The 22241-nt window shown below is 69.7% G+C and carries 23 protein-coding genes and 1 pseudogene; 5 read left to right on the forward strand and 19 right to left on the reverse strand.

Features of this window, described 5'->3' with window-relative positions:
- Nucleotides 1-150 precede the first annotated feature (150 nt).
- Both RI578_RS12800 and RI578_RS12805 read left to right on the forward strand, forming a co-directional pair.
- A pseudogene (locus RI578_RS12800) lies at nt 151-377 on the forward strand (ABC transporter permease); the annotation flags it as partial.
- 13 nt (nt 378-390) lie between these two features.
- A complete protein-coding gene (locus tag RI578_RS12805; protein ID WP_210960441.1) occupies nt 391-963 on the forward strand; it encodes a cob(I)yrinic acid a,c-diamide adenosyltransferase in 573 nt (190 codons plus the stop codon).
- Between the two features lie 93 nt (nt 964-1056).
- On the opposite strand, the gene RI578_RS12810 is transcribed toward RI578_RS12805, so the two are convergent.
- Nucleotides 1057-1635 carry a hypothetical protein gene (locus tag RI578_RS12810; RefSeq protein ID WP_310871206.1) on the reverse strand — a complete coding sequence of 193 codons (579 nt, stop codon included), beginning with the start codon at nt 1633-1635 and terminating at the stop codon, nt 1057-1059.
- A 152-nt stretch (nt 1636-1787) separates the two neighbouring features.
- Between RI578_RS12810 and RI578_RS12815 the strand changes: the two genes are divergently transcribed.
- From RI578_RS12815 to RI578_RS12825, 3 genes are all read left to right on the forward strand, one after another.
- Nucleotides 1788-2984: a histidine kinase gene (locus RI578_RS12815; RefSeq protein WP_310871207.1), complete on the forward strand. Its 1197-nt coding sequence runs from the start codon at nt 1788-1790 to the stop codon at nt 2982-2984.
- A complete protein-coding gene (locus tag RI578_RS12820; RefSeq protein ID WP_310871208.1) occupies nt 2981-3622 on the forward strand; it encodes a response regulator transcription factor in 642 nt (213 codons plus the stop codon). The genes RI578_RS12815 and RI578_RS12820 overlap by 4 nt, the downstream gene beginning before the upstream one ends.
- Nucleotides 3623-3756: 134 nt before the next feature.
- The gene (locus RI578_RS12825; RefSeq protein WP_310871209.1) at nt 3757-5583 is read left to right on the forward strand and encodes a glycoside hydrolase family 18 chitinase; all 1827 of its coding nucleotides are present in this window, start codon (nt 3757-3759) and stop codon (nt 5581-5583) included.
- Nucleotides 5584-5601: 18 nt separating this feature from the next.
- On the opposite strand, the gene RI578_RS12830 is transcribed toward RI578_RS12825, so the two are convergent.
- From RI578_RS12830 to RI578_RS12915, 18 genes are all read right to left on the reverse strand, one after another.
- Nucleotides 5602-6048: a DUF2550 domain-containing protein gene (locus tag RI578_RS12830; RefSeq protein WP_310871210.1), complete on the reverse strand. Its 447-nt coding sequence runs from the start codon at nt 6046-6048 to the stop codon at nt 5602-5604.
- A gap of 142 nt (nt 6049-6190) precedes the next feature.
- Nucleotides 6191-6565, reverse strand: coding sequence for a F0F1 ATP synthase subunit epsilon (locus tag RI578_RS12835; protein ID WP_064729863.1), 375 nt, complete (start codon nt 6563-6565; stop codon nt 6191-6193).
- A 130-nt stretch (nt 6566-6695) separates the two neighbouring features.
- A complete protein-coding gene (gene atpD / locus RI578_RS12840) occupies nt 6696-8132 on the reverse strand; it encodes a F0F1 ATP synthase subunit beta (protein WP_310871211.1) in 1437 nt (478 codons plus the stop codon).
- Nucleotides 8132-9049, reverse strand: coding sequence for a F0F1 ATP synthase subunit gamma (locus RI578_RS12845; protein WP_310871212.1), 918 nt, complete (start codon nt 9047-9049; stop codon nt 8132-8134). The genes atpD and RI578_RS12845 overlap by 1 nt, the downstream gene beginning before the upstream one ends.
- A gap of 21 nt (nt 9050-9070) precedes the next feature.
- Nucleotides 9071-10660 carry a F0F1 ATP synthase subunit alpha gene (atpA, locus tag RI578_RS12850; protein WP_310871213.1) on the reverse strand — a complete coding sequence of 530 codons (1590 nt, stop codon included), beginning with the start codon at nt 10658-10660 and terminating at the stop codon, nt 9071-9073.
- A gap of 154 nt (nt 10661-10814) precedes the next feature.
- The gene (locus tag RI578_RS12855) at nt 10815-11630 is read right to left on the reverse strand and encodes a F0F1 ATP synthase subunit delta (RefSeq protein WP_310871214.1); all 816 of its coding nucleotides are present in this window, start codon (nt 11628-11630) and stop codon (nt 10815-10817) included.
- Entirely contained in the window at nt 11627-12181 is a 555-nt protein-coding gene (locus RI578_RS12860; protein WP_310871215.1) for a F0F1 ATP synthase subunit B, read from the reverse strand. Before RI578_RS12860 ends, RI578_RS12855 begins: the two co-directional genes overlap by 4 nt.
- Before the next feature lie 40 nt (nt 12182-12221).
- A complete protein-coding gene (gene atpE / locus RI578_RS12865) occupies nt 12222-12452 on the reverse strand; it encodes an ATP synthase F0 subunit C (RefSeq protein WP_009321656.1) in 231 nt (76 codons plus the stop codon).
- 79 nt (nt 12453-12531) lie between these two features.
- Nucleotides 12532-13374, reverse strand: a complete 843-nt coding sequence (gene atpB / locus RI578_RS12870; RefSeq protein WP_193776525.1) for a F0F1 ATP synthase subunit A — start codon at nt 13372-13374, stop codon at nt 12532-12534.
- A gap of 210 nt (nt 13375-13584) precedes the next feature.
- A complete protein-coding gene (locus RI578_RS12875; protein WP_121749215.1) occupies nt 13585-14019 on the reverse strand; it encodes a hypothetical protein in 435 nt (144 codons plus the stop codon).
- A gap of 290 nt (nt 14020-14309) precedes the next feature.
- The gene (locus RI578_RS12880) at nt 14310-15617 is read right to left on the reverse strand and encodes an MraY family glycosyltransferase (protein ID WP_310871216.1); all 1308 of its coding nucleotides are present in this window, start codon (nt 15615-15617) and stop codon (nt 14310-14312) included.
- A 130-nt stretch (nt 15618-15747) separates the two neighbouring features.
- Nucleotides 15748-17004, reverse strand: a complete 1257-nt coding sequence (gene glyA, locus RI578_RS12885) for a serine hydroxymethyltransferase (RefSeq protein ID WP_310871217.1) — start codon at nt 17002-17004, stop codon at nt 15748-15750.
- A gap of 81 nt (nt 17005-17085) precedes the next feature.
- The gene (locus RI578_RS12890; protein WP_310871218.1) at nt 17086-17766 is read right to left on the reverse strand and encodes a protein-tyrosine-phosphatase; all 681 of its coding nucleotides are present in this window, start codon (nt 17764-17766) and stop codon (nt 17086-17088) included.
- Complete coding sequence (locus RI578_RS12895) at nt 17763-18410, reverse strand: L-threonylcarbamoyladenylate synthase (protein ID WP_310871219.1); 648 nt, start codon at nt 18408-18410, stop codon at nt 17763-17765. Before RI578_RS12895 ends, RI578_RS12890 begins: the two co-directional genes overlap by 4 nt.
- Before the next feature lie 49 nt (nt 18411-18459).
- Entirely contained in the window at nt 18460-19305 is an 846-nt protein-coding gene (gene prmC / locus RI578_RS12900; protein WP_310871220.1) for a peptide chain release factor N(5)-glutamine methyltransferase, read from the reverse strand.
- Nucleotides 19306-19356: 51 nt separating this feature from the next.
- On the reverse strand, nt 19357-20433 hold the full coding sequence (gene prfA, locus RI578_RS12905) for a peptide chain release factor 1 (RefSeq protein ID WP_210960458.1): 1077 nt from the start codon (nt 20431-20433) through the stop codon (nt 19357-19359).
- 108 nt (nt 20434-20541) lie between these two features.
- On the reverse strand, nt 20542-20766 hold the full coding sequence (gene rpmE / locus RI578_RS12910; protein WP_003973638.1) for a 50S ribosomal protein L31: 225 nt from the start codon (nt 20764-20766) through the stop codon (nt 20542-20544).
- Between the two features lie 124 nt (nt 20767-20890).
- Complete coding sequence (locus tag RI578_RS12915; RefSeq protein WP_310871221.1) at nt 20891-22039, reverse strand: LCP family protein; 1149 nt, start codon at nt 22037-22039, stop codon at nt 20891-20893.
- Between the last annotated feature and the right edge of the window lie 202 nt (nt 22040-22241).

Below are 22241 nucleotides of genomic sequence, written 5' to 3' on the forward strand. Positions count from 1 at the left end.
CGCGCTGTTTCTCTTCTCTCGGCCGGAGATTAGCGGGCGTGAGGGGCTGTGTGACCGGTTAGTAACGCGCGTCACGTCTCAGATGACGGACATCACACCGGGGGGTGCCATTCGGGTGTCAGCCCGCGCCTCGTACGGCGTAGTTGAGCACCTTCTCGCTCAACATCCGGCCTGATGCTGCCGATGACGCTGGGCCGGCGTGGCTGGACGTGCTCTCGCACCTGATGCCGTTCCGCTATCTGGTCGACGCGGTACGGGACGCGTACGTCGGCGGCTACGCGACGCCGCACATGCTCTACGGCGTCCTGGTCGCCCTCGCCCTCACCGCGCCGGCCGTGACGGTGGGCACACGCGTGTTCCGTACCGCCGGAGCCTAACTACGCTGGCCCCATGGTCAACCTGACGCGCATCTACACCCGGACCGGCGACCAGGGCACCACCGCCCTCGGTGACATGAGCCGGGTCCCCAAGACCGACCTCCGCATCTCCGCGTACGCCGACGCCAACGAGGCGAACGCGGTGATCGGCACGGCGATCGCCCTCGGCGGCCTGCACGAGGAGGTCGTCAAGGTCCTCGTCCGCGTCCAGAACGACCTGTTCGACGTGGGCGCGGACCTGTCCACGCCGGTGGTGGAGAACCCGGAGTTCCCGCCGCTGCGGGTCGAGCAGTTCTACGTCGACAAGCTGGAGGCGGACTGCGACCGCTTCCTCGCCGAGGTGGAGAAGCTCCGCTCCTTCATCCTGCCCGGCGGCACGCCCGGCGCCGCCCTGCTGCACCAGGCGTGCACGGTGGTCCGGCGGGCCGAGCGCTCGACGTGGGCGGCGCTGGAGGTCCACGGCGAGTCGATGAACCCGCTCACCGCGACCTACCTGAACCGCCTCTCGGACCTGCTCTTCATCCTCGCCCGGGTGGCCAACAAGGAGGTCGGGGACGTGCTGTGGGTGCCGGGCGGGGAGCGCTAGACGCTCCGCTGGGTGTGCCGGGGGCTGGTGCCGTCGTTCGTCTGCGACTCCGTCGTGGCTGGTCGCGCCCACGCGGCGGAGCCGCATGTCGACTCAGCCCCGCGCCCTTTCGGGGCGCTTCCCGCTCGGCGCCGGCGTTCCCGCCGGGTCCTTCTTCGGCCAGATCAGGTACCCGAGCGCCACCAGCCCGTGAATGGCGGCGACCCGGATCGCCACCCACTGGAAGGCCCGCAGCGACGACACGTCTCCGACACCGACGTACCAGACCGCGCCCTGGAGCAGCGCGCAGGCCACGGCGGCGCCCAGCAGGGTGCGCACCCACAGCCGGCCCTCGTGGGCGGCCCGCGCCCTGCCGTAGCGCGGGGGCTTCACCGGGGGCGGGCCGCCGCCCAGGCGGTGGGCGGCGTGGCCGTCGAGCCAGCGGATCGTGTAGTGGCCGTACGCGACCGTGTAGCCGATGTACAGCGCCGCCAGGCCGTGTTCCCAGCCCGGCTCGGCGCCGTTCTTGAGGTCGATGGCCGTCGCGGCGAACAGCACCAGTTCCAGGACGGGCTCGCACAGCAGCAGGAAGACGCTGGTGCGGCGCCATTTCAACAGGTAGCGGGCGGCGAGTCCGAGCGCCAGCAGCACCCAGAAGCCGACCTCGCAGGCGACGATCAACGCGACGACCATGACGTGCTCCCTTCGTTCACCCTTCCAGGCTCCCGTCGGAACCCGCCTCGTTCGTCGTCGCCGGTGACGAACCTCCGGTACATCGAAAGATGCAGTGCCGGACCGTTCCCCGGGATCAGGCGGGCGGGGCGCGGGGCGTGTTGGATGGTGGCATGGCCGTACGACTCCCCCGCCCGCGCCGCTTCGACGTGTACGCCGCGTCGGCCGGTCTGCTCGGCGGGCTGCTCCTGTGGGGCATCGGCCTGGGCGTGCGGCCCGCCGACGAACCGATCGTGCTGTTCGACGGCCGCTGGCCGCTGCTGGTCCCGCTCGCCGTCATCGCGGGCTGCGAGCTGCTGCGCCGCTCCGCGCCGCGCACCGGTCTGCTGATCGGCACGGCCGCGCTGGTCGGGGACACGCTCACGCAGGGCAGCCTGGTCACGGTCATCATGTACACCGACCTGATGTACGCCGCCGTGCTGTACGGCCCGCCCGCCGCGGCCCGCCGCATCCCGTGGATCACCGGGCTGCTCACCGTGGCCGGGACCATCGTGCCGTTCGCGCTGTGGCGGGTGCCCGAGGCGCTGCTGATCGGTGTCGCCGTCGGAGTCGTGTCGTTCGCGCCCGCCTCCACGGGCCTGATCGTGCGCAATCACCGCGAGGCCGCCGACGCCGCCCTGCTGCGCGCCGAGCAGACCGCGCTGCTGGCCGAGATGGACCGGGTCCAGGCGGTGACCGCGGAACGTTCCCGGATGGCCCGCGAGCTGCACGACATGGTCGCCAACCACCTCTCCGCGATCGCCATCCACTCCACGGCCGCGCTCTCCCTGGACGACCCGGCCACCACCCGGCAGGCGCTCGGCGTCATCCGCGAGAACAGCGTCGAGGGACTGGCCGAGATGCGACGCCTGATCGGCATCCTGCGGGACACCGGCGAGGACACCGAACCGGCCGCCGCCCCCACCCTCGACGGGCTCGGCGCGCTGGCCGACGGCGCCCGCGCCAACGGCCTCGACGTCACCCTGGAGGCGGCACCGGGCGAGGGGCTGCCCGCGCCGGTCGAGCTGGCCGCGTACCGGATCGTGCAGGAGTCGCTCACCAACGCGCTCAAGCACGCCTCGGAGGGGACGGTACGGGTCGAGCTGACCCGGCACGACGACGTGCTGCGCGTCCTGGTGACCAGCCCCTACGGCGACCGGGAGGCCCCGCGTGCCCCCGGCTCCGGTGCCGGTCTGGTCGGCATGCGGGAGCGGGTGGCGCTGCTGCACGGCACGTTCGAGGCCGGGCCGGTGGCGGACCCCGGCTCGACGGGCGGCAAGATCTGGACCGTACGCGCCACCCTGCCCCTGACCGAAGGAGACCTCGCATGATCCGCGTCCTCGTCGCCGAGGACCAGTCCGCCGTCCGCGCCGGACTGGTGCTGATCCTGGGCAGCGCCCCGGACATCGAGGTGGCCGGGGAGGCGGCGGACGGCGAGCAGGCGGTGGCGCTGGCCCGGGAGCTGCGGCCGGACGTGGTGCTGATGGACGTTCAGATGCCTCGGCTGGACGGGGTGTCGGCGACCCGGCGGGTGGTCGCCGAGCAGCTGGCCGACGTGCTCGTACTGACCACCTTCGACCTGGACGAGTACGTCTTCGGGGCGCTGCGGGCGGGGGCCGCCGGGTTCCTGCTGAAGAACACGGAGGCGAAGGACCTCCTCGCGGCCGTGCGCACGGTGGCGGGCGGTGAGGGGATCGTCGCCCCCGCCGTCACCCGGCGGCTGATCGCCGAGTTCGCCGCGAAGCCGGTCCGGGAGCCGACCGCCGATCCGTCGGTGCTGGAGGACCTCACCCGGCGCGAGCGGGAGGTGCTGTCCTGTCTCGGTGAGGGGCTGTCCAACGCGGCGATCGCCGAGCGGCTGGACATGGCGGAAGCCACGGTGAAGACGCACGTCAGCCGCCTGCTGGGGAAGCTGGCGCTGCGCAGCCGGGTGCAAGCGGCGGTGCTCGCGCAGGAGTTGGGGATCTAGTTCCCCACTCAACTACAGGCTGTAGCACTGGTCCAGACCTATTGACCTATGGTCCAGACCTTTCTATTCTCGCGGCACTGCGGGCATGAGGCTCAGTCATGCCCACGACACAACCCCACATAAGGAGGCGCAGCATGCGCTTCAGACACAGAGTCGCGGCACTGGTCGCGACACTGTCGCTCCCGCTGGCCGGCCTGGTCGGCCTCGCGAGTCCCGCCCAGGCCGCGACGAGTGCGACGGCCACCTTCGCCAAGACCTCGGACTGGGGCACCGGCTTCGGCGGCAAGTGGACGGTGAAGAACACCGGAACCACCACCATCAACTCCTGGAACGTCGAGTGGGACTTCCCCTCCGGCACCAAGGTCACCTCCGCCTGGGACGCCACGGTCACCAACTCCGGTGACCACTGGACCGCCAAGAACGTCGGCTGGAACGGCACCCTCGCCCCCGGGGCGTCGGTCTCCTTCGGCTTCAACGGCAGCGGCCCCGGCTCCCCGTCCAACTGCAAGCTCAACGGCGGCAGCTGCGACGGCACCTCCGTCCCCGGCGACGAGGCACCCTCGGCGCCCGGGACACCCACCGCCTCCGGGATCACCGACACCTCGGTGAAACTGTCCTGGTCCGCGGCGACCGACGACAAGGGCATCAAGAACTACGACGTCCTGCGCGACGGCGCCAAGGTCGCCACGGTCACCGGCACCACCTACACCAACACCGGCCTGACCGCCGGCACCGACTACTCCTACACCGTCCAGGCCCGCGACACCGCCGACCAGACCGGCCCGGTCAGCGGCGCGGTGAAGGTCACCACCACCGGTGGCGGCGGCGGTCCCGACCCGCAGCCGGGCGAAGAGGTCAAGCTCGGCTACTTCACCAACTGGGGCGTCTACGGGCGCAACTACCACGTGAAGAACCTGGTCACCTCCGGCTCCGCCGAGAAGATCACGCACATCAACTACGCCTTCGGCAACGTCCAGGGCGGCAAGTGCACCATCGGTGACGCCTACGCCGACTACGACAAGGCGTACACCGCCGACCAGTCCGTCGACGGCGTCGCCGACACCTGGGACCAGCCGCTGCGCGGCAACTTCAACCAGCTGCGCAAGCTGAAGGCCCAGTACCCGCACATCAAGGTGCTGTTCTCCTTCGGCGGCTGGACCTGGTCCGGCGGCTTCCCCGACGCGGTGAAGAACCCCGCCGCCTTCGCGAAGTCCTGCCACGACCTGGTCGAGGACCCGCGCTGGGCCGACGTCTTCGACGGCATCGACCTGGACTGGGAGTACCCGAACGCCTGCGGCCTCAGCTGTGACACGACCAGCGCACCGAACGCCTTCAGCACCATGATGAAGGCCATGCGCGCCGAGTTCGGCGACGACCTGGTCACCGCGGCCGTCACCGCCGACGCCTCCGACGGCGGCAAGATCGAGGCCGCCGACTACGGCGCCGCCGCGCAGTACATCGACTGGTACAACGTGATGACGTACGACTTCTTCGGCGCCTGGGCGAAGAACGGCCCGACCGCTCCGCACTCGCCGCTGACCTCGTACGACGGCATCCCGCAGCAGGGCTTCAACTCCGCCGAGGCGATCGCGAAGTTCAAGGCGGCCGGCGTCCCGGCCGCCAAGCTGCTCCTCGGCATCGGCTTCTACGGCCGCGGCTGGACCGGCGTCACCCAGTCCGCGCCCGGCGGCACGGCGACCGGCCCGGCGACCGGCACGTACGAGGCGGGCATCGAGGACTACAAGGTCCTCAAGAACAGCTGCCCGGCCACCGGCACCGTCGCCGGCACCGCGTACGCGCACTGCGGCAGCAACTGGTGGTCCTACGACACCCCGGCCACCGTCAAGTCCAAGATGGACTGGGCCGAGCAGCAGAAGCTGGGCGGCGCCTTCTTCTGGGAGTTCAGCGGCGACACCGCGAACGGCGAGCTGGTGAGCGCCATCGACAGCGGGCTGAAGTAATCCCTACGGGCCTATGGCCTAAGCGACATTGACGCGCTGACCGGGCGGGGCTGCTTCCAGCCACGCGAGGAATCCGGTCAGCGCGTCCTCGCTCATCGCCAGTTCCAGTCGCGTGCCCCGATGGAGACAGGCGAGCACGACGGCGTCCGAGAGCAGCGCCAGCTCCTCCTCGCCGTCCGGGACGCGGCGGCCGGCCACCTCGATCGCGGAGCGCTCCAGGACGCGGCGCGGGCGGGGGGAGTACGAGAAGACGCGGTACCACTCGACCCGGTCGCCGTTGTAGCGGGCCACTCCGTAGGACCAGCCCTTGCCGGCTCCGTCGCCCTCCTTGGGGGCGTCCCAGCGCAGGGAGCAGTCGAAGGTGCCGCCCGAACGCTGGATCAGCCGGCGGCGCAGACCGAAGACGAAGAGCGCGATCACCACCAGGGCGACGACAATTCCGCACACAGTCAGAGCGAGGGCCATCGACACCGACCTCCTCGTCTCCTAGGTAACGGAACGGAAAAAACACCCGGATCTGCCTCAGCCGCGGCCGGGTCCGGATGGCTCCGGTCCCAGCCGCGGCTGAGTGACGTCATGGCACGACGCTATCGCACAGTGCTGTGGATCAGCGTCCCGCCGCCGCGCGCAGTCGGACGTCCGCGCGACGCTCGGCGTGGGCGTCGCCCTCCGCCTTCGCGCGCTCGAGCTCCCGCTCCGCGCGCTGGACGTCGATCTCGTCCGACAGCTCGGCGATCTCGGCCAGCAGCGACAGCTTGTTGTCCGCGAACGAGATGAAACCGCCGTGCACCGCGGCGACGACCGTCCCACCGTCACTCGTACGAATGGTCACCGGGCCCGACTCCAGCACACCGAGCAGCGGCTGGTGACCGGGCATGACGCCGATGTCGCCGGACGTGGTGCGCGCGACGACCAGGGTGGCCTCGCCGGACCAGACCTCTCGGTCGGCCGCGACCAGCGCGACGTGCAGATCAGCAGCCAAGGTGGCTCCTCGGGTCACCACCCGGCCGGAGGGCCGGGTGTTGGTTACAAGTCTAATAGGCGTGACGGAGGGGGCGGGACGCGCCCGCCCCCTCCGGTGTGAGCCCTGGGGCTCACGATGGGCACGAGGCTCAGGAGACGCCGAGCTCCTTCGCGTTCTTCTTCAGGTCCTCGATGCCACCGCACATGAAGAACGCCTGCTCCGGGAAGTGGTCGTACTCGCCGTCGCAGATCGAGTTGAAGGCCGCGATCGACTCGTCCAGCGGGACGTCCGACCCGTCGACGCCGGTGAACTGCTTGGCGACGTGGGTGTTCTGGGACAGGAAGCGCTCCACGCGACGGGCACGGTGGACGACGAGCTTGTCCTCCTCGCCGAGCTCGTCGATACCGAGGATCGCGATGATGTCCTGCAGGTCCTTGTACTTCTGCAGGATGCTCTTCACGCGCATCGCGGCCTGGTAGTGGTCCGCCGCGATGTACCGCGGGTCGAGGATGCGGGACGTCGAGTCCAGCGGGTCCACGGCCGGGTAGATGCCCTTCTCGGAGATCGGACGGGAGAGCACCGTCGTCGCGTCGAGGTGGGCGAAGGTGGTGGCCGGGGCCGGGTCGGTCAGGTCGTCCGCGGGGACGTAGATCGCCTGCATCGAGGTGATCGAGTGACCACGGGTCGAGGTGATGCGCTCCTGGAGGAGACCCATCTCGTCGGCCAGGTTCGGCTGGTAGCCCACCGCGGAGGGCATGCGGCCGAGCAGGGTCGACACCTCGGAGCCCGCCTGGGTGAAGCGGAAGATGTTGTCGATGAAGAACAGCACGTCCTGCTTCTGGACGTCACGGAAGTACTCGGCCATGGTCAGGCCGGCCAGCGCGACGCGCAGACGGGTGCCCGGCGGCTCGTCCATCTGACCGAAGACCAGCGCGGTCTTGTCGATGACGCCGGACTCGCTCATCTCGTCGATGAGGTCGTTGCCCTCACGGGTGCGCTCACCGACACCGGCGAACACGGAGACACCGTCGTGGTTGTTGGCGACGCGGTAGATCATCTCCTGGATGAGCACCGTCTTGCCGACGCCGGCACCGCCGAACAGACCGATCTTGCCGCCCTTGACGTACGGGGTCAGCAGGTCGATGACCTTGACGCCGGTCTCGAACATCTCGGTCTTCGACTCGAGCTCGTCGAAGTTCGGCGCCTTGCGGTGGATCGGCCAGCGCTCACCGGTGTAGGTCTCGTCGACGTTCAGCACCTCACCGAGGGTGTTGAACACCTTGCCCTTGGTGAAGTCGCCGACGGGGACGGAGATGGCCGAACCCGTGTCGGTCACCGCGGCCTGGCGGACCAGACCGTCGGTCGGCTGCATCGAGATGGTGCGGACCAGGCCGTCACCCAGGTGCTGGGCGACCTCCAGGGTCAGCTTCTTCAGCTCGCCCGCCTGCGCCGGGTCGGCGACCTCGACGTGGAGGGCGTTGTAGATCTCCGGCATCGCGTCGACGGGGAACTCCACGTCGACGACCGGGCCGATGACCCGGGCGACGCGGCCCGTGGCCGTCGCGGTCTCAACAGTGGTGGTCATTAGTTGTCACTCCCCGCGTTCGCGTCGGCCAGGGCACTGGCGCCACCGACGATCTCGCTGATTTCCTGGGTGATTTCGGCCTGGCGGGCCGCGTTGGCAAGACGGGAGAGCGTGTTGATCAGCTCGCCCGCGTTGTCGGTGGCCGACTTCATCGCGCGCCGCGTGGCGGCGTGCTTGGAGGCGGCCGACTGCAGCAGCGCGTTGTAGACGCGGCTCTCGACGTAGCGCGGCAGCAGGGCGTCGAGGACGTCCTCCGCCGACGGCTCGAAGTCGTACAGCGGAAGGATCTCGTCCTTCGTCGCCGACTCCTGAGCCACCTCGTCGAGACTCAGCGGCAGCAGCCGGGAATCGACCGCCGTCTGCGTCATCATCGAGACGAACTCGGTGTAGACGATGTGGAGCTCGTCCACGCCGCCCTCCGCCGTCTCCTTCTCGATGGCCTCGATCAGCGGCGCCGCGACCTTCTTGGCGTCCGCGTACGAGGGCTCGTCGGTGAAGCCCGCGAACGACTCCGCGACCTTGCGCTCGCGGAAGTTGTAGTGGGCGAGACCGCGCCGGCCGACGATGTACGTGTCGACCTGCCTGCCCTCACGCTCGAGGCGCTCGGTCAGCTGCTCCGCCGCCTTGATGGCGTTGGAGTTGAAGGCGCCGGCCAGACCGCGGTCGCTCGTGAGGAGCAGGACCGCGGCACGGGTCGGGTTCTCCGCCTCCGTGGTCAGCGGGTGCTTGGTGTTCGAACCGGTACCGACCGCCGTGACCGCGCGGGTCAGTTCCTGCGCGTACGGCGTGGAGGCCGCCACCTTGCGCTGCGCCTTGACGACGCGCGAGGCGGCGATCATCTCCATCGCCTTGGTGATCTTCTTGGTCGCGGTGACGGATCGGATGCGACGCTTGTAGACCCGGAGCTGGGCTCCCATGAGTCAGGTCCCTTCCTTACGTCACTTGGCGGCGGACGGGGCGTCCTCGCCGAGCAGCCTGCCGTCCGAGGTCTCGAACTGCTTCTTGAATGCCGCGATCGCCTCGGCGATGGCCTGCAAGGTGTCGTCGGACATCTTGGCGCCCTCGCGGATGGAGGTCATGAGGCCCTGCTCCTGGCGGTGCAGGTACTCGAGGAGCTCCTTCTCGAAGCGGCGGATGTCGGCGACCGGCACCTCGTCCATCTTGCCGGTGGTGCCGGCCCAGACGGAGACGACCTGGTCCTCGGTGGACATCGGCTGGTACTGGTCCTGCTTCAGCAGCTCGACCATGCGCTGACCGCGCTCCAGCTGCGCCTTCGACGCGGCGTCCAGGTCGGAACCGAAGGCGGCGAACGCCTCCATCTCACGGAACTGGGCGAGGTCCACGCGCAGTCGGCCGGAGACCTGCCGCAGGGCCTTGTGCTGGGCGGAGCCACCGACGCGGGAGACCGAGATACCGACGTTCAGGGCCGGACGCTGACCGGCGTTGAACAGGTCGGACTCCAGGAAGCACTGGCCGTCGGTGATGGAGATGACGTTGGTCGGGATGAACGCCGACACGTCGTTGGCCTTGGTCTCGACGATCGGCAGACCCGTCATCGAACCGGCGCCCTCGGCGTCGGAGAGCTTCGCGCAGCGCTCCAGCAGACGGGAGTGCAGGTAGAAGACGTCACCGGGGTAGGCCTCGCGGCCCGGCGGGCGGCGCAGCAGCAGCGACACGGCGCGGTAGGCGTCGGCCTGCTTCGACAGGTCGTCGAAGATGATCAGGACGTGCTTGCCCTCGTACATCCACTGCTGGCCGATGGCCGAGCCGGTGTACGGCGCCAGGTACTTGAAGCCGGCCGGGTCGGACGCCGGGGCGGCCACGATGGTCGTGTACTCCAGCGCGCCGTTCTCCTCCAGCGCGCCGCGGACCGACGCGATCGTCGAGCCCTTCTGGCCGATGGCGACGTAGATGCAGCGGACCTGCTTGCTCGGGTCGCCGGTGCGCCAGTTGTCACGCTGGTTGATGATCGTGTCGACGGCCAGCGCGGTCTTGCCGGTCTGGCGGTCGCCGATGACCAGCTGACGCTGACCACGGCCGATCGGGGTCATGGCGTCGACGGCCTTGTAGCCCGTCTCCATCGGCTCGTGCACCGACTTGCGCTGCATGACCGTGGGGGCCTGCAGTTCGAGGGCGCGGCGGCCCTCCGTCTCGATCTCGCCGAGGCCGTCGATCGGGTTGCCGAGGGGGTCGACGACACGGCCGAGGTAGCCCTCGCCCACGGCGACCGACAGGACCTCGCCGGTGCGGGTGACCGGCTGGCCCTCCTCGATTCCGCTGAACTCACCGAGGACGACGCAACCGATCTCGCGCTCCTCGAGGTTGAGGGCGAGGCCGAGGGTGCCGTCCTCGAACTTCAGCAGTTCGTTGGCCATGGCCGAGGGAAGACCCTCGACCTTCGCGATGCCGTCGCCGGCAAGGGTGACCGTACCGACTTCCTCGCGCGAGGCCGCGTCCGGCTTGTACGACTGGACGAAGTTCTCCAGCGCGTCCCGGATCTCCTCCGGCCGGATCGTGAGCTCCGCCATCTGAGTTCCCTGCTCTCCTTGTTGGGCCCGAAGTTTCACTTGGGGGGTATTCCACGAGTCGGGGACTCCCCCCAAAAAGAGGTGAATCCTCTGCACGGCCCAACCAGGGCCGTCGTAAGTACGTACTGCTTGTTGTGCTGTTGTCTCGGGGCCGTCAGCTCGCCATCCGGCGGCCGGCGTCCTCCAGGCGGTCCGCGATGGAGCCGTTGATGACCTCGTCACCGACCTGCACCCGGATCCCGCCGAGGACCTCGGGGTCCACGTCGAGGTTGAGGTGCATCGGGCGGCCGTAGACCTTCGCGAGGGCCGCGCCGAGGCGCTGCTTCTGCGTGTCGCTCAGCGGCACCGCCGAGGTGACGACGGCGACCATCCGGTCCCGCCGGTCGGCGGCGAGCCTGGACAGGGATTCGAGTCCCGACTCCAGGCTACGTCCCCGCGGCACGGTGACAAGGCGCGTCACCAGACGCTCGGTGGTCACGTCCGCCCGGCCGCCGAGCAGGCTGCGCAGCAGCTCGCCCTTGGCCGAGGTGGTGGCCGAACGGTTGGTCAGCGCGGCGCGCAGCTCGGTGTTCGAGGCGACGATCCGGCCGAACCGGAACAGCTCGTCCTCGACGTTGTCGAGCCGGCCCGCCTTCTGCGCGGCGGTGAGGTCGGCGGTGTTCGCCAGCTCCTCCAGCGCGTCCACCAGGTCGCGCGACTGCGACCAGCGGGAGCGCACCATGCCGGCCACCAGGTCGGCGGCGGGACCGCTGACCTGGGTGCCGAGGAGGCGCTGGGCGAGCTCGGCCTTGGCCTGGCCGGCCTGCGCCGGGTCGGTGAGGACCCGACGCAGCGACACCTCGCGGTGGAGCAGCGCGGTGACGGCGGCCAGCTCGTCGGCGAGCGAGCCGGCGTCCACGGACGTGGAGTCCGTCAGCGCGTCGAGACGCTCACGTGCGGCGGCAAGGGCCTCGCGGCTCGCTCCGTTCATCGGGTTGCCTCGGCCTTCGTCGCCTTGTCGTCCAGCTCGTCCAGGAAGCGGTCGATGACGCGGCTCTGCCGGGCGTGGTCCTCGAGGGACTCGCCGACGAGCTTGCCGGCCAGCTGAGTGGCCAGCTGTCCGACGTCCTGGCGCAGCGCGGACGCGGCGGCCTTGCGGTCGGCCTGGATCTGGGCGTGACCGGAGGCGATGATCTCCTCACGCTGCCGCTGGCCTTCCGCGCGCATCTCGGCGATGAGCGTGGCGCCCTGCTCCTGCGCCTCCTGACGCAGGCGCGCGGCCTCGTGCCGGGCCTCGGCGAGCTGGGCCTTGTACTGCTCAAGGACGCTCTGGGCCTCGGTCTGCGCGGCCTCGGCCTTCTCGATACCGCCCTCGATGGCCTCGCGACGCTCTTCCAGAACCTTGTTGATGTTCGGGAGCAGCTTCTTGGCGAGGAAGCCGAAGACGATGACGAAGGCGATCAGGCCGATGACAAGCTCGGGGATCGGCGGAATGAGAGGGTTCTCACCCTCTGATGCCGCGATCGTGAGCAGCTGGCTCATGGGGGTGCCTTTCGTCTAGTCGGCTGGTCTGTGTCAGCGATCAGTAGCCGTAGACGAACGGCATGACCAGACCGATGAGGGCGAGCGCCTCACAGAAGGCGAAGCCGAGGATCTGGTTGGCACGGATCAGGCCGGCAGCCTCGGGCTGACGGGCCAGGGCCTGGGTGCCGTTACCGAAGATGATGCCGACGCCGACGCCGGGGCCGATCGCGGCGAGACCGTAACCGATGGAACCGAGGGAACCTTCGACGGCAGCAAGGGTCTGGGACATGCCAGTTCTTCCTTTTCCTTTACGGACCGGTGGGGGTTGGCCACCGGACGACTTGGTTGAGGGCGGGTTGAGGGCCGGCTCAGTGGTGCTCGGCCAGCGCGCCCTGGATGTAGGTGCACGTGAGCAGGACGAACACGTACGCCTGCAGGGCCTGGATGAACAGCTCGAACGCGGTCATCACGATGACCATCACGAACGAGACGCCCGCGTAGGCGATACCGACGCCGTTCAGCAGGTACCAGCTGGCGATCGTGAACAGGAGCAGCAGTGTGTGCCCGGCGAACATGTTCGCGAACAGTCGTACGGCGTGGGTGAACGGCCGGATCAGCAGGTTCGAGAAGAGCTCGATCAGCATGGCCAGCGGAAGCACCGCGCCGAGCGACTTGTCGTAGCCGGTGACGTTCTTCCAGAAGCCGACGAAGCCGTGCCGCTTGAAGGTGAGCGAGACCCACAGAACGTAGACGATCAGGGCCAGGACCATCGGGTAGGCGATGATCGAGGTAACCGGGAACTGGGCGACCGGAATGATCGACCAGAGGTTCATCATCCATACGAAGAAGAACAGCGAGACCACGAGAGGGACGTACTTCTCGCCCTCCTTCTTGCCGATGGTCTCGTAGACGACACCGCGCCGGATGAAGTCGTACCCCGCCTCGGCCGTCATCTGGAGCTTGCCCGGGACCACCTTCGGCTTGCGGAAGGCGGCCCAGAAGAAGCCGACGATGATGATCGAGCCGAGCAGCGCCAGCAGCATCGTCTTGTTGAAGTACAGGTTGCTGTCCCCATCGCCCAGAAGGGGCTGGAACAGGAACGAGTGCAGGCCCGGGGAGACCTCGGCGAAGCCGCAGCCGTCAAAGATGTGACAGTTGGTGTCGAAGGCGAGCACCTGTGTCGGGTCAGCACTCACCGCGGGCTCCTTCATCGTGGCGCATGGGTACGGCAACCTCGTTGTGTCGGCGCGGCGCGGGGCCGCAGTTCGGCACGGGACTGGTGTTACGGGTGTGGGGGCGGCTGTGGGGCATCTCGCCTCGCGATTGAGCAGGCGTCAGCTGGGATGCCCGCGCCCGCGATGCCGCAGTTGGCACCGGACGATAGCAGGACTTCACATGCCTCTTTATCCCGGCCCTACCCCTCACGACGAGTGGCCCGTCTTTTCGGGCTTTTCGCCCGACGATTCGGGTTCGACGTAGAGAATCTTGGACTTCATGTGGGCGCGCGTCTGGGCGGCGATCCAGGCGAGGGTGCCTGCGACCAGGGTGAGCGCGAAGGCCCGGGAGTTGAACAGCGTCGTGTTCTTGAACGCGGCGACGAAAATGAACAGCAGAAGAATCTGTGCCGCGTAGAGCATCAGGCCCATCGCCTGGAAGAGGTGCGGGAGCGATTTGGCGGTGCGCTGCAGGATGTAGAGACCGAGCCCCATGAAGAGGATCACCACGAGCGTCCCCACCACGGCACCGATCGCCCCCTTGCCGCCGGCGACCACGGCGCTGACGACGGCGGCTACAGCGCCGACGGCAGCCGTGGGCACGGCAGCCTGAAGCAGGATCCGGACGTCATTGGACGGCATGGCGGCAACTCCGCTTTCACACACAGGGGGCAGGTGTCGTCATGGACGAGCGTAATCCCGGGCCGAACGGAGTCCTCACGCCCAAGAGACCGTCGCACTACGGTCCTTAAGGCTCTACCCGGGGGTTCTCGTGAACCGTATCACAAACTATTTGATGAGGTCTTTACCTATGGGTGTGCTTACTGTCACACATGAGAGTGACAGTGCGCGCCTGAGCAATTACTGGGCCCACTTGTCTGGTAATGGGGTACTTCGTTCCCCCACGAGTTGGCAATGCTCTAGTCAGATTCTTACCTTGCGCGCGAACGGGGGCCGACGGCGGTGGCCCCGTTGACGCCCGAGACACCCGCGGCGACCGGCACGCGTTCGTCCGTCTCGTCCGTCTCGTCCTCGACCACGGCGGGCTCGGACTCGTCGGCCGCCGGGGCCCCGCGGCGGCGGTAGCGCGGCGGCACGAAGCGCTCGGCCCAGCGCGGGGCGCGGGGGGTGAAGCGCGGCAGCAGGAGCAGGACCAGGCCGATCGCGCTGAGGAAGACCACGCTCAGCACGATCCACATGGAAGCGGCGTTCACGGAGTAAGCGAGCGCGCCGAAGGCGATCAGCGCCGAGAAGAAGTACATGATCAGCACCGCGCGGCTGTGCGAGTGGCCGATCTCCAGCAGCCGGTGGTGCAGGTGCCCCCGGTCCGCGGCGAACGGCGACTGGCCACGCCAGGTGCGCCGGACGATCGCCAGGATCAGGTCGGCGGCCGGGATGGCGATGATGGTCAGCGGCATCAGCAGCGGGATGTAGACGGGCACCATCTGGTGCACGGTGTTGCGCTCGGACCCGGAGAACAGCCGCATCGCGTCCGGATCCACCTGCCCGGTCACCGAGATCGCGCCCGCCGCCAGCACCAGGCCGATCAGCATCGATCCCGAGTCGCCCATGAAGATCCGGGCGGGGTGCATGTTGTGCGGCAGGAAGCCCAGGCACATGCCCATGAGGATGGCCGCGAACAGCGAGGCGGGCGCCGCCGCCTCGATGCCGTACGAGTACCAGATCCGGTAGGCGTACATGAAGAACGCCGCCGCCGCGATGCACACCATGCCGGCCGCGAGACCGTCGAGGCCGTCCACGAAGTTGACCGCGTTGATGGTGATGACGACCAGCGCCACCGTCAGCAGGGTGCCCTGCCCCTGGGTCAGCGCGACGTTGCCGAAGCCCGGGACGGGGATCCACAGGATCGTCAGCCCCTGCACCACCATCACGCCGGCGGCGATCATCTGCCCGCCCAGCTTGATCAGGGCGTCGATCTCGAACTTGTCGTCCAGGACGCCGATCAGCCAGATCAGGGCGGCTCCGGAGAGCAGGGCCCGCGGCTCGTTGGACTTCTCGAAGACCTCACTGAGATTGGTGAGGTGGTCGGCGACCAGCAGGCCCGCGCAGAGTCCGAAGAACATCGCGATCCCGCCGAGGCGCGGAGTGGGCTCCCGGTGCACGTCACGTGCCCGGATCTCCGGCATCGCCCCCGCCACGATCGCGAACTTACGTACCGGCCCTGTCAGCAGATACGTCACCGCGGCCGTGACGCAGAGCGTCAGCAGGTATTCACGCACGGGCTTCCCCACAGATCTCGCTGGCCATTCCCGGCCCACCACCCTAGCGATGCGCGCATATGGTTGGGGACTTCCGGGTAGCGACGATGGTTGCACGTGTGGCTGTGCACGCGTGTGCGCCTACCCTGCCTCAGTCCGGATACGGCGGAAACTCCGTGACCAGATCCCGTACGTCGTCCCGCGCCGCGGCGGCGTCCGTGCCGCCCCGGAGCACCTCCGCGAGCAGGGTGGCCACCGCCCGCATCTCCCGCTCCCCCATGCCCTGCGTGGTGAGGGCCGCCGTGCCCAGGCGCAGGCCGCGGGCGTCGTCGTGCGGCAGCGCGCAGCAGTCCAGGACGATTCCGGCCGCCGCGAGCCGGCCCCGCGCGGTCCTGCCGTCGACGCCCAGCGGGGCGGGGTCGGCGGTGATCAGGTGGGTGTCGGTGCCGCCGGTGGTGACGACCAGTCCCTCGGCGGCCAGGTGGGCCGCGAGGGTGCGGGCGTTGGCGATCACCTGATGGGCGTACGCGGCGAAGGCCGGGGTTGCCGCCTCGCCGAACGCGACCGCCTTGGCGGCGATGGTGTGCATCTGCGCGCCGCCCTGGGTGAACGGGAACACGGCCCGGTCGACCCGCTCGGCCAGTTCGCTCCCGCACAGGATCATGCCGCCGCGCGGCCCGCGCAGCACCTTGTGCGTGGTGGCGCAGACGACGTCGGCGTACGGCACCGGGCTGGGCGCCGCTCCCCCGGCGACCAGACCGATCGGGTGGGCGGCGTCCGCGACGAGGTAGGCGCCCACCTCGTCGGCGATGTCGCGGAAGGTCGCGTAGTCGGGGTGGCGGGGGTAGGCGATCGAGCCGCACACGATCGCCTTGGGGCGGTGGGTGCGGGCCAGGGTGCGCACCTGGTCGTAGTCGATCAGGCCGGTCTCCGCGTCCACGCCGTAGCCGACGAAGTCGAACCAGCGGCCGGAGAAGTTCGCCGGTGAGCCGTGCGTGAGGTGGCCGCCGTAGGGCAGGCCGAGGGCGAGCACGGTGTCGCCGGGGCGCAGCAGCGCGGCGTAGGCGGCCAGCACGGCGGAGGAGCCGGAGTGCGACTGCACGTTGGCGTGCTCGGCGCCGAAGAGGTCCTGGGCGCGCTCGACGGCGAGCCGCTCGGCGACGTCGACGATCTCGCAGCCGCCGTGGTGCCGGGCGCCCGGGTAGCCCTCGGCGTACTTGTTGGCCAGCGGGGAACCGAGGGCGGCCAGCACGGCGGGAGACGTGAAGTTCTCGGCGGCGATCAGCTGGAGGGTCGTCGACTGCCGGCGGCTTTCGGCGAGCAGGATCTCGGCCAGCTGGGGGTCCTGGCGCAGCAGGACCCCGAGCGTGCTGTCATCGGCCTCAAGGATGTCGTGGGTGACCGACATGATGCGCTCCGGGCGTGCGTCGACGGTGACGTACGACCAATGTAGGCCCGGTACCGGCGGTGCGCTCGGCCGTCGCGCCCCTCACGTCCTCGTGGGTACCCCCGTGAGCGCCGTCACCACGGGATCCAGCGCCTGGTGTATCTCGTCCCCGACCGACCGGAAGAAGGGCAGCGGCGCCCCGTACGGGTCGTACACCTCGTCCGCCTCCGCCGTCGGCGCCAGCAGCCACCCGCGTAGAGCCGCCGCGGCACGCACCAGGGCACGCGCACGCGCGACCACGCCCTCGTCCAGGGAGGGCAGTGTGGCCGGGTCGATGGCGTTCACCAGGCGGGTGAACTCCTTGAGGGTGAAGGTGCGCAGCCCCGCCGAGTGCCCCATGGAGATGACCTGGGCGCGGTGGTCCCGCGTCGCCGTCAGCACCAGGTCCGCGCGGATCACGTGCTCGTCCAGCAGCTCACGCCCGGTGAAGCCGGCCGCGTCCGCGCCGAAGTCCGCGAGGACCGTCTCCGCGTTGGTCTCCATGGGCGCGCCCTCGTGGCCCCAGGTGCCCGCGCTCTCCACGATGAGGCCGCCGCCCAGCACGCCGAGCCGCTCCGTCACGAAATGCCGGGTCAGCCGCTCGGTGATGGGCGAGCGGCAGACGTTGCCGGTGCTGACGTGGAGGATGCGGAAGCTGTCGCGCGGGAGGCCGACGAACGTCGTCGTGATCTCCGCGGCGCGTTCCCCGTTGCCTATGCCACGCCCCGTCCCAGGGGCCGTCAATTCGCCACCTCGAGGTCGGGTACCACCTTGCGCAGATCCTCGGCCGACAGCGCGCCCGCGCGCAGCAGCACGGGCACCTCGCGGGTCACGTCGACGATGGACGACGGGACGTTGCCGGGGGTGGGGCCGCCGTCGAGGTAGACGGAGACGGAGTCGCCGAGCATCTGCTGGGCGGCGTCGCAGTCCTCCGGCGCCGGGTGGCCGGTGAGGTTGGCGGAGGAGACGGCCATGGGGCCGAACTCGGTGAGCAGCTCGATGGCGACGGGGTGCAGGGGCATGCGGACGGCGACCGTGCCGCGGGTGTCGCCGAGGTCCCACTGGAGGGACGGCTGGTGCTTGGCGACCAGCGTCAGCGCGCCCGGCCAGAAGGCGTCGACCAGCTCCCAGGCCAGCTCGGAGAAGTCGGTGACCAGGCCGTGCAGGGTGTTCGGGGAGCCGATGAGGACGGGCGTGGGCATGTTGCGGCCCCGGCCCTTGGCGTCCAGCAGGTCGGCGACGGCCTCCGAGGAGAACGCGTCGGCGCCGATGCCGTACACCGTGTCCGTCGGCAGCACCACGAGCTCGCCACGGCGGACGGCGGACGCGGCCTCGCGCAGACCGGTCACACGGTCGGTCGCGTCGTTGGTGTCGTATCGCCGTGCCATTAGCGGGCCTCCTCGTACACGTACTGCGGGGTTGAAGTCAGGGTGGTGCTCACGGCAGCGCCTTGCGGGCCGTCGCGAAGCGGGGGCGGTTGTTGAGGTCGGGGTGGTCGGCCGCGTCGGCCCAGCCCCGCTCCTCGGTGAAGATCCACGGCACCTGGCCGCCCTGGGTGTCGGCGTGCTCGACGACGACGACCCCGCCGGGGCGCAGCAGGCGGTGCGCGGTGCGTTCCAGGCCGCGGATCAGGTCGAGGCCGTCCTCGCCGGAGAACAGGGCCAGCTGGGGATCGTGGTCGCGGGCCTCGGGAGCGACGTACTCCCACTCGGTGAGCGGGATGTACGGCGGGTTGGAGACGACCAGGTCGACCTGGCCGTCGAGGTCCGGGAACGCCGTCAGGGCGTCGCCCTGGCGCAGCTCGACCCTGGACCCCTCCATGTTCTTCCGCGTCCACTTGAGGGCGTCCTCGGACAGCTCCACGGCGTAGACGCGCGAGCGCGGCACCTCCTGGGCGAGCGCGAGCGCGATGGCGCCCGAGCCGGTGCACAGGTCGACGATGCAGGGCTCGACGACGTCCATGGCGCGCACGGCGTCTATGGCCCAGCCGACGACCGACTCGGTCTCGGGGCGGGGCACGAAGACGCCGGGGCCGACCTGGAGCTCCAGGTAGCGGAAGTAGGCGCGGCCGGTGATGTGCTGGAGCGGCTCGCGCGCCTCACGGCGGGCGACGACCTCCCAGTACCGGGCGTCGAAGTCCGCGTCCGGCACGGTGTGCAGCTCGCCCCGCTTGACGCCGTGCAGATACGCGGCGAGTTCCTCCGCGTCGGTGCGCGGCGAGGGCACGCCGGCGTCGGCCAGCCGCTGGGTGGCCTGGGCCACCTCCATGAGCAGCAGGTTCACGCTGGTCCTCCGGGGCTGAGCTGTTGTCCGGTGCGGGTGGTGCGGGGGCGTTTACGCGGCGGCGAGCTTGGCCGCCGAGTCGGCGTCGACGCAGGCCTGGATCACCGGGTCGAGGTCGCCGTCCAGGACCTGGTCCAGGTTGTACGCCTTGAAGCCGACGCGGTGGTCCGAGATGCGGTTCTCCGGGAAGTTGTACGTACGGATCTTCTCGGAGCGGTCGACGGTGCGGACCTGGCTGCGCCGGGCGTCCGCGGCCTCCTTCTCCGCCTCCTCCTGCGCCGCCGCGAGCAGCCTGGAGCGCAGGATACGCATCGCCTGCTCCTTGTTCTGCAGCTGGCTCTTCTCGTTCTGGCAGGAGGCGACGACTCCGGTCGGAATGTGCGTGATGCGCACGGCGGAGTCGGTGGTGTTGACGGACTGGCCACCGGGTCCGGAGGACCGGTAGACGTCGATGCGCAGGTCGTTGGGGTTGATCTCGACGTCGATCTCCTCGGCCTCGGGCGTGACGAGCACGCCGGCCGCGGAGGTGTGGATACGGCCCTGGGACTCGGTGGCGGGCACCCGCTGCACGCGGTGCACCCCGCCCTCGTACTTCAGCCGCGCCCAGACGCCCTGTCCCGGCTCGGTGGCGCCCTGGCCGCCCTTGGTCTTCACGGCGACCTGGACGTCCTTGTAGCCGCCCAGCTCGGACTCGGTGGAGTCGATGATCTCGGTCTTCCAGCCGACCCGCTCGGCGTAGCGCAGGTACATGCGCAGCAGGTCCCCGGCGAAGAGCGCCGACTCGTCGCCGCCCGCGCCCGCCTTGACCTCCAGGATGACGTCCTTGTCGTCGCTGGGGTCGCGCGGGACGAGCAGGAGGCGGAGCTTCTCGGTGAGCTCGTCGCGCTGCTTGTCCAGTTCCTTGACCTCGGCGGCGAAGTCCGGGTCGTCGGCGGCCAGCTCGCGCGCGGTCTCCATGTCGTCGCCCGTCTGCTTCCAGGAGCGGAACGTGGCGACGATCGGGGTGAGCTCGGCGTAACGCTTGTTCAGCTTGCGCGCGTTGGCCTGGTCGGAGTGGACCGACGGGTCGGCGAGCTTCTTCTCCAGGTCGGCGTGCTCGGCGACGAGTTCCTCGACGGCCTCGAACATCTTGGGCTCCTGCTACTGCTTGGGAAGGGGAAGGCGGGCGACCAAAAACGCCGGTCCCGGCGCTCCCCCGGCTGGGGGCGCGGCCGTGGACCGGCGATTGGGGGCTCGCTACTTCTTGGAGCCGGCGGAAGCCTTGCCGAAGCGGGCCTCGAAGCGGGCCACGCGGCCACCGGTGTCGAGGATCTTCTGCTTGCCCGTGTAGAACGGGTGGCACTCGGAGCAGACCTCGGCCCGGATGGTGCCGGACTCGATGGTGCTGCGGGTGGTGAACGACGCGCCACAGGTGCAGCTGACCTGCGTCTCGACGTACTCGGGGTGGATGTCGCGCTTCAAGGTGTCTCCTACTGTTCCGGGAGGGCGCCGGGTCGCCGCCGCGGGATGCGGGAGCGTGAACCGGGGCCGACGTACCAGTCTGCCAGGACTGGGGTCTACTCCCAAAACCGGGGGCCGCCGTCATCTATTCCGCGGCGTTCACGACACCCTTGGCCCCGCCGGTCGCCGTTCCCTCGGTGGCGCTCTCCGGGATCGGCTCGTCGTTCTTCAGGGCCTTCCAGACCTGGTCCGCCTTGGTCTCCTCCAGCAGGACCCGGTTCGGGTCCGCCGGGTCGTAGACGACCGGCATGGTGACCATGTTCATGCTGGCCGGGCCGATGCCCTTGAGGCCGCTCGCGAAGGACATCAGGTCGTTCACCGAGCCCAGGTCGGAGTCGGTGGTGACGGTCTTGGTGGCGGTGTCGGCGACGTCGTACAGCTTCTTGGGGTTGCCGAGCAGGCCGATGTCCTTGACCTGGTCGACCAGGGCCTTGACGAAGGCCTGCTGGAGCTGGATGCGGCCGAGGTCGGAGCCGTCGCCGACGCCGTGCCGGGTGCGGACCAGGCCGAGGGCCTGCTCGCCGTCGAGCGTGTGGGTGCCGGCCGGCAGGTCGAGGTGGCTGTCGGGGTCCTTGATCGCCTCGGTGGTGGTGATGTCTACGCCGCCGAGGTCGTCGATGAGCTTCTGGAAGCCGCTGAAGTCGACCTCCAGGTAGTGGTCCATGCGCAGCCCGCTGATCGACTCCACGGTCTTCACGGCGCAGGCGGCGCCACCGGTGGAGTAGGCGGAGTTGAACATGACGTCGTCGGCGGCGGGGTGCTCGCCGCCGTCGGTGTCGGTGCACTCGGGGCGGTCGATGAGGGTGTCGCGCGGGATGGAGACCACGCTGGCCTTCTTGTGGCCCTTGTAGACGTGCACGACCATCGCCGTGTCGGAGCGGGCGGTGCCGTCGTCGGCGCCGCCGCCGAGCTTCTTGTTGCCGCCGGAGCGGGTGTCCGAGCCCAGGACGAGGATGTTCTGGGAGCCGTTGTCGGCCTTCTCCGGGCGGTCGGTGCCGAGGGCCTGGTCGATGTCGAGGCTCGTGAGGTTGCCGTTGAGCTTGAAGAACAGGACCCCGGCTCCGGTGCCGCCCAGGACGACGATGCCCGCGGCGCTCCAGGCCGCGACGAGGAGTGCCTTGCGCCGCTTGGCGCGGGGCCTGCGGCGGCGCCCCTTGCCCCGGCGGCGGGAGTCGGCGGTGCGGGACTCCCCGGGGCCGGGTATCGCGGGATCCGGCGTGCTCTCGGCGGACATGTGCTCCTCGGGTGTTCGTCCGGTCGGTTACCCCCTGCGCTCAGGGTCGGGTCGGTCGGCTCCGGCGGTTTCCACCGGTACCTCACCATCGTCCCTCCGTAGCTGAGACGGCGGAACTCGGGACAGGGTTGCACAACGGTCTGTGGCGGCCGGGTGGGGAAATGGTTACGGACCGTACTCGGTGTGGCCACACTCGCGGGGC

Origin of the sequence: Streptomyces sp. BB1-1-1 (assembly GCF_031597775.1) — a bacterium.
In the GTDB taxonomy this organism is placed as follows: Bacteria; Actinomycetota; Actinomycetes; order Streptomycetales; family Streptomycetaceae; genus Streptomyces; species Streptomyces thinghirensis.

Excerpts from the sequence above, each read along its gene's own strand:
- RI578_RS12805 (WP_210960441.1), top strand. The coding sequence starts at position 391 with ATGGTCAACCTGACGCGCATCTACACCCGGACCGGCGACCAGGGCACC.
- RI578_RS12810 (WP_310871206.1), bottom strand. The coding sequence starts at position 1,635 with ATGGTCGTCGCGTTGATCGTCGCCTGCGAGGTCGGCTTCTGGGTGCTG.
- RI578_RS12815 (WP_310871207.1), top strand. The coding sequence starts at position 1,788 with ATGGCCGTACGACTCCCCCGCCCGCGCCGCTTCGACGTGTACGCCGCG.
- RI578_RS12820 (WP_310871208.1), top strand. The coding sequence starts at position 2,981 with ATGATCCGCGTCCTCGTCGCCGAGGACCAGTCCGCCGTCCGCGCCGGA.
- RI578_RS12825 (WP_310871209.1), top strand. The coding sequence starts at position 3,757 with ATGCGCTTCAGACACAGAGTCGCGGCACTGGTCGCGACACTGTCGCTC.
- RI578_RS12830 (WP_310871210.1), bottom strand. The coding sequence starts at position 6,048 with ATGGCCCTCGCTCTGACTGTGTGCGGAATTGTCGTCGCCCTGGTGGTG.
- atpD (WP_310871211.1), bottom strand. The coding sequence starts at position 8,132 with ATGACCACCACTGTTGAGACCGCGACGGCCACGGGCCGCGTCGCCCGG.
- RI578_RS12845 (WP_310871212.1), bottom strand. The coding sequence starts at position 9,049 with ATGGGAGCCCAGCTCCGGGTCTACAAGCGTCGCATCCGATCCGTCACC.
- atpA (WP_310871213.1), bottom strand. The coding sequence starts at position 10,660 with ATGGCGGAGCTCACGATCCGGCCGGAGGAGATCCGGGACGCGCTGGAG.
- RI578_RS12855 (WP_310871214.1), bottom strand. The coding sequence starts at position 11,630 with ATGAACGGAGCGAGCCGCGAGGCCCTTGCCGCCGCACGTGAGCGTCTC.
- RI578_RS12860 (WP_310871215.1), bottom strand. The coding sequence starts at position 12,181 with ATGAGCCAGCTGCTCACGATCGCGGCATCAGAGGGTGAGAACCCTCTC.
- atpE (WP_009321656.1), bottom strand. The coding sequence starts at position 12,452 with ATGTCCCAGACCCTTGCTGCCGTCGAAGGTTCCCTCGGTTCCATCGGT.
- atpB (WP_193776525.1), bottom strand. The coding sequence starts at position 13,374 with ATGAAGGAGCCCGCGGTGAGTGCTGACCCGACACAGGTGCTCGCCTTC.
- RI578_RS12875 (WP_121749215.1), bottom strand. The coding sequence starts at position 14,019 with ATGCCGTCCAATGACGTCCGGATCCTGCTTCAGGCTGCCGTGCCCACG.
- glyA (WP_310871217.1), bottom strand. The coding sequence starts at position 17,004 with ATGTCGGTCACCCACGACATCCTTGAGGCCGATGACAGCACGCTCGGG.
- RI578_RS12895 (WP_310871219.1), bottom strand. The coding sequence starts at position 18,410 with ATGGCACGGCGATACGACACCAACGACGCGACCGACCGTGTGACCGGT.
- prfA (WP_210960458.1), bottom strand. The coding sequence starts at position 20,433 with ATGTTCGAGGCCGTCGAGGAACTCGTCGCCGAGCACGCCGACCTGGAG.
- RI578_RS12915 (WP_310871221.1), bottom strand. The coding sequence starts at position 22,039 with ATGTCCGCCGAGAGCACGCCGGATCCCGCGATACCCGGCCCCGGGGAG.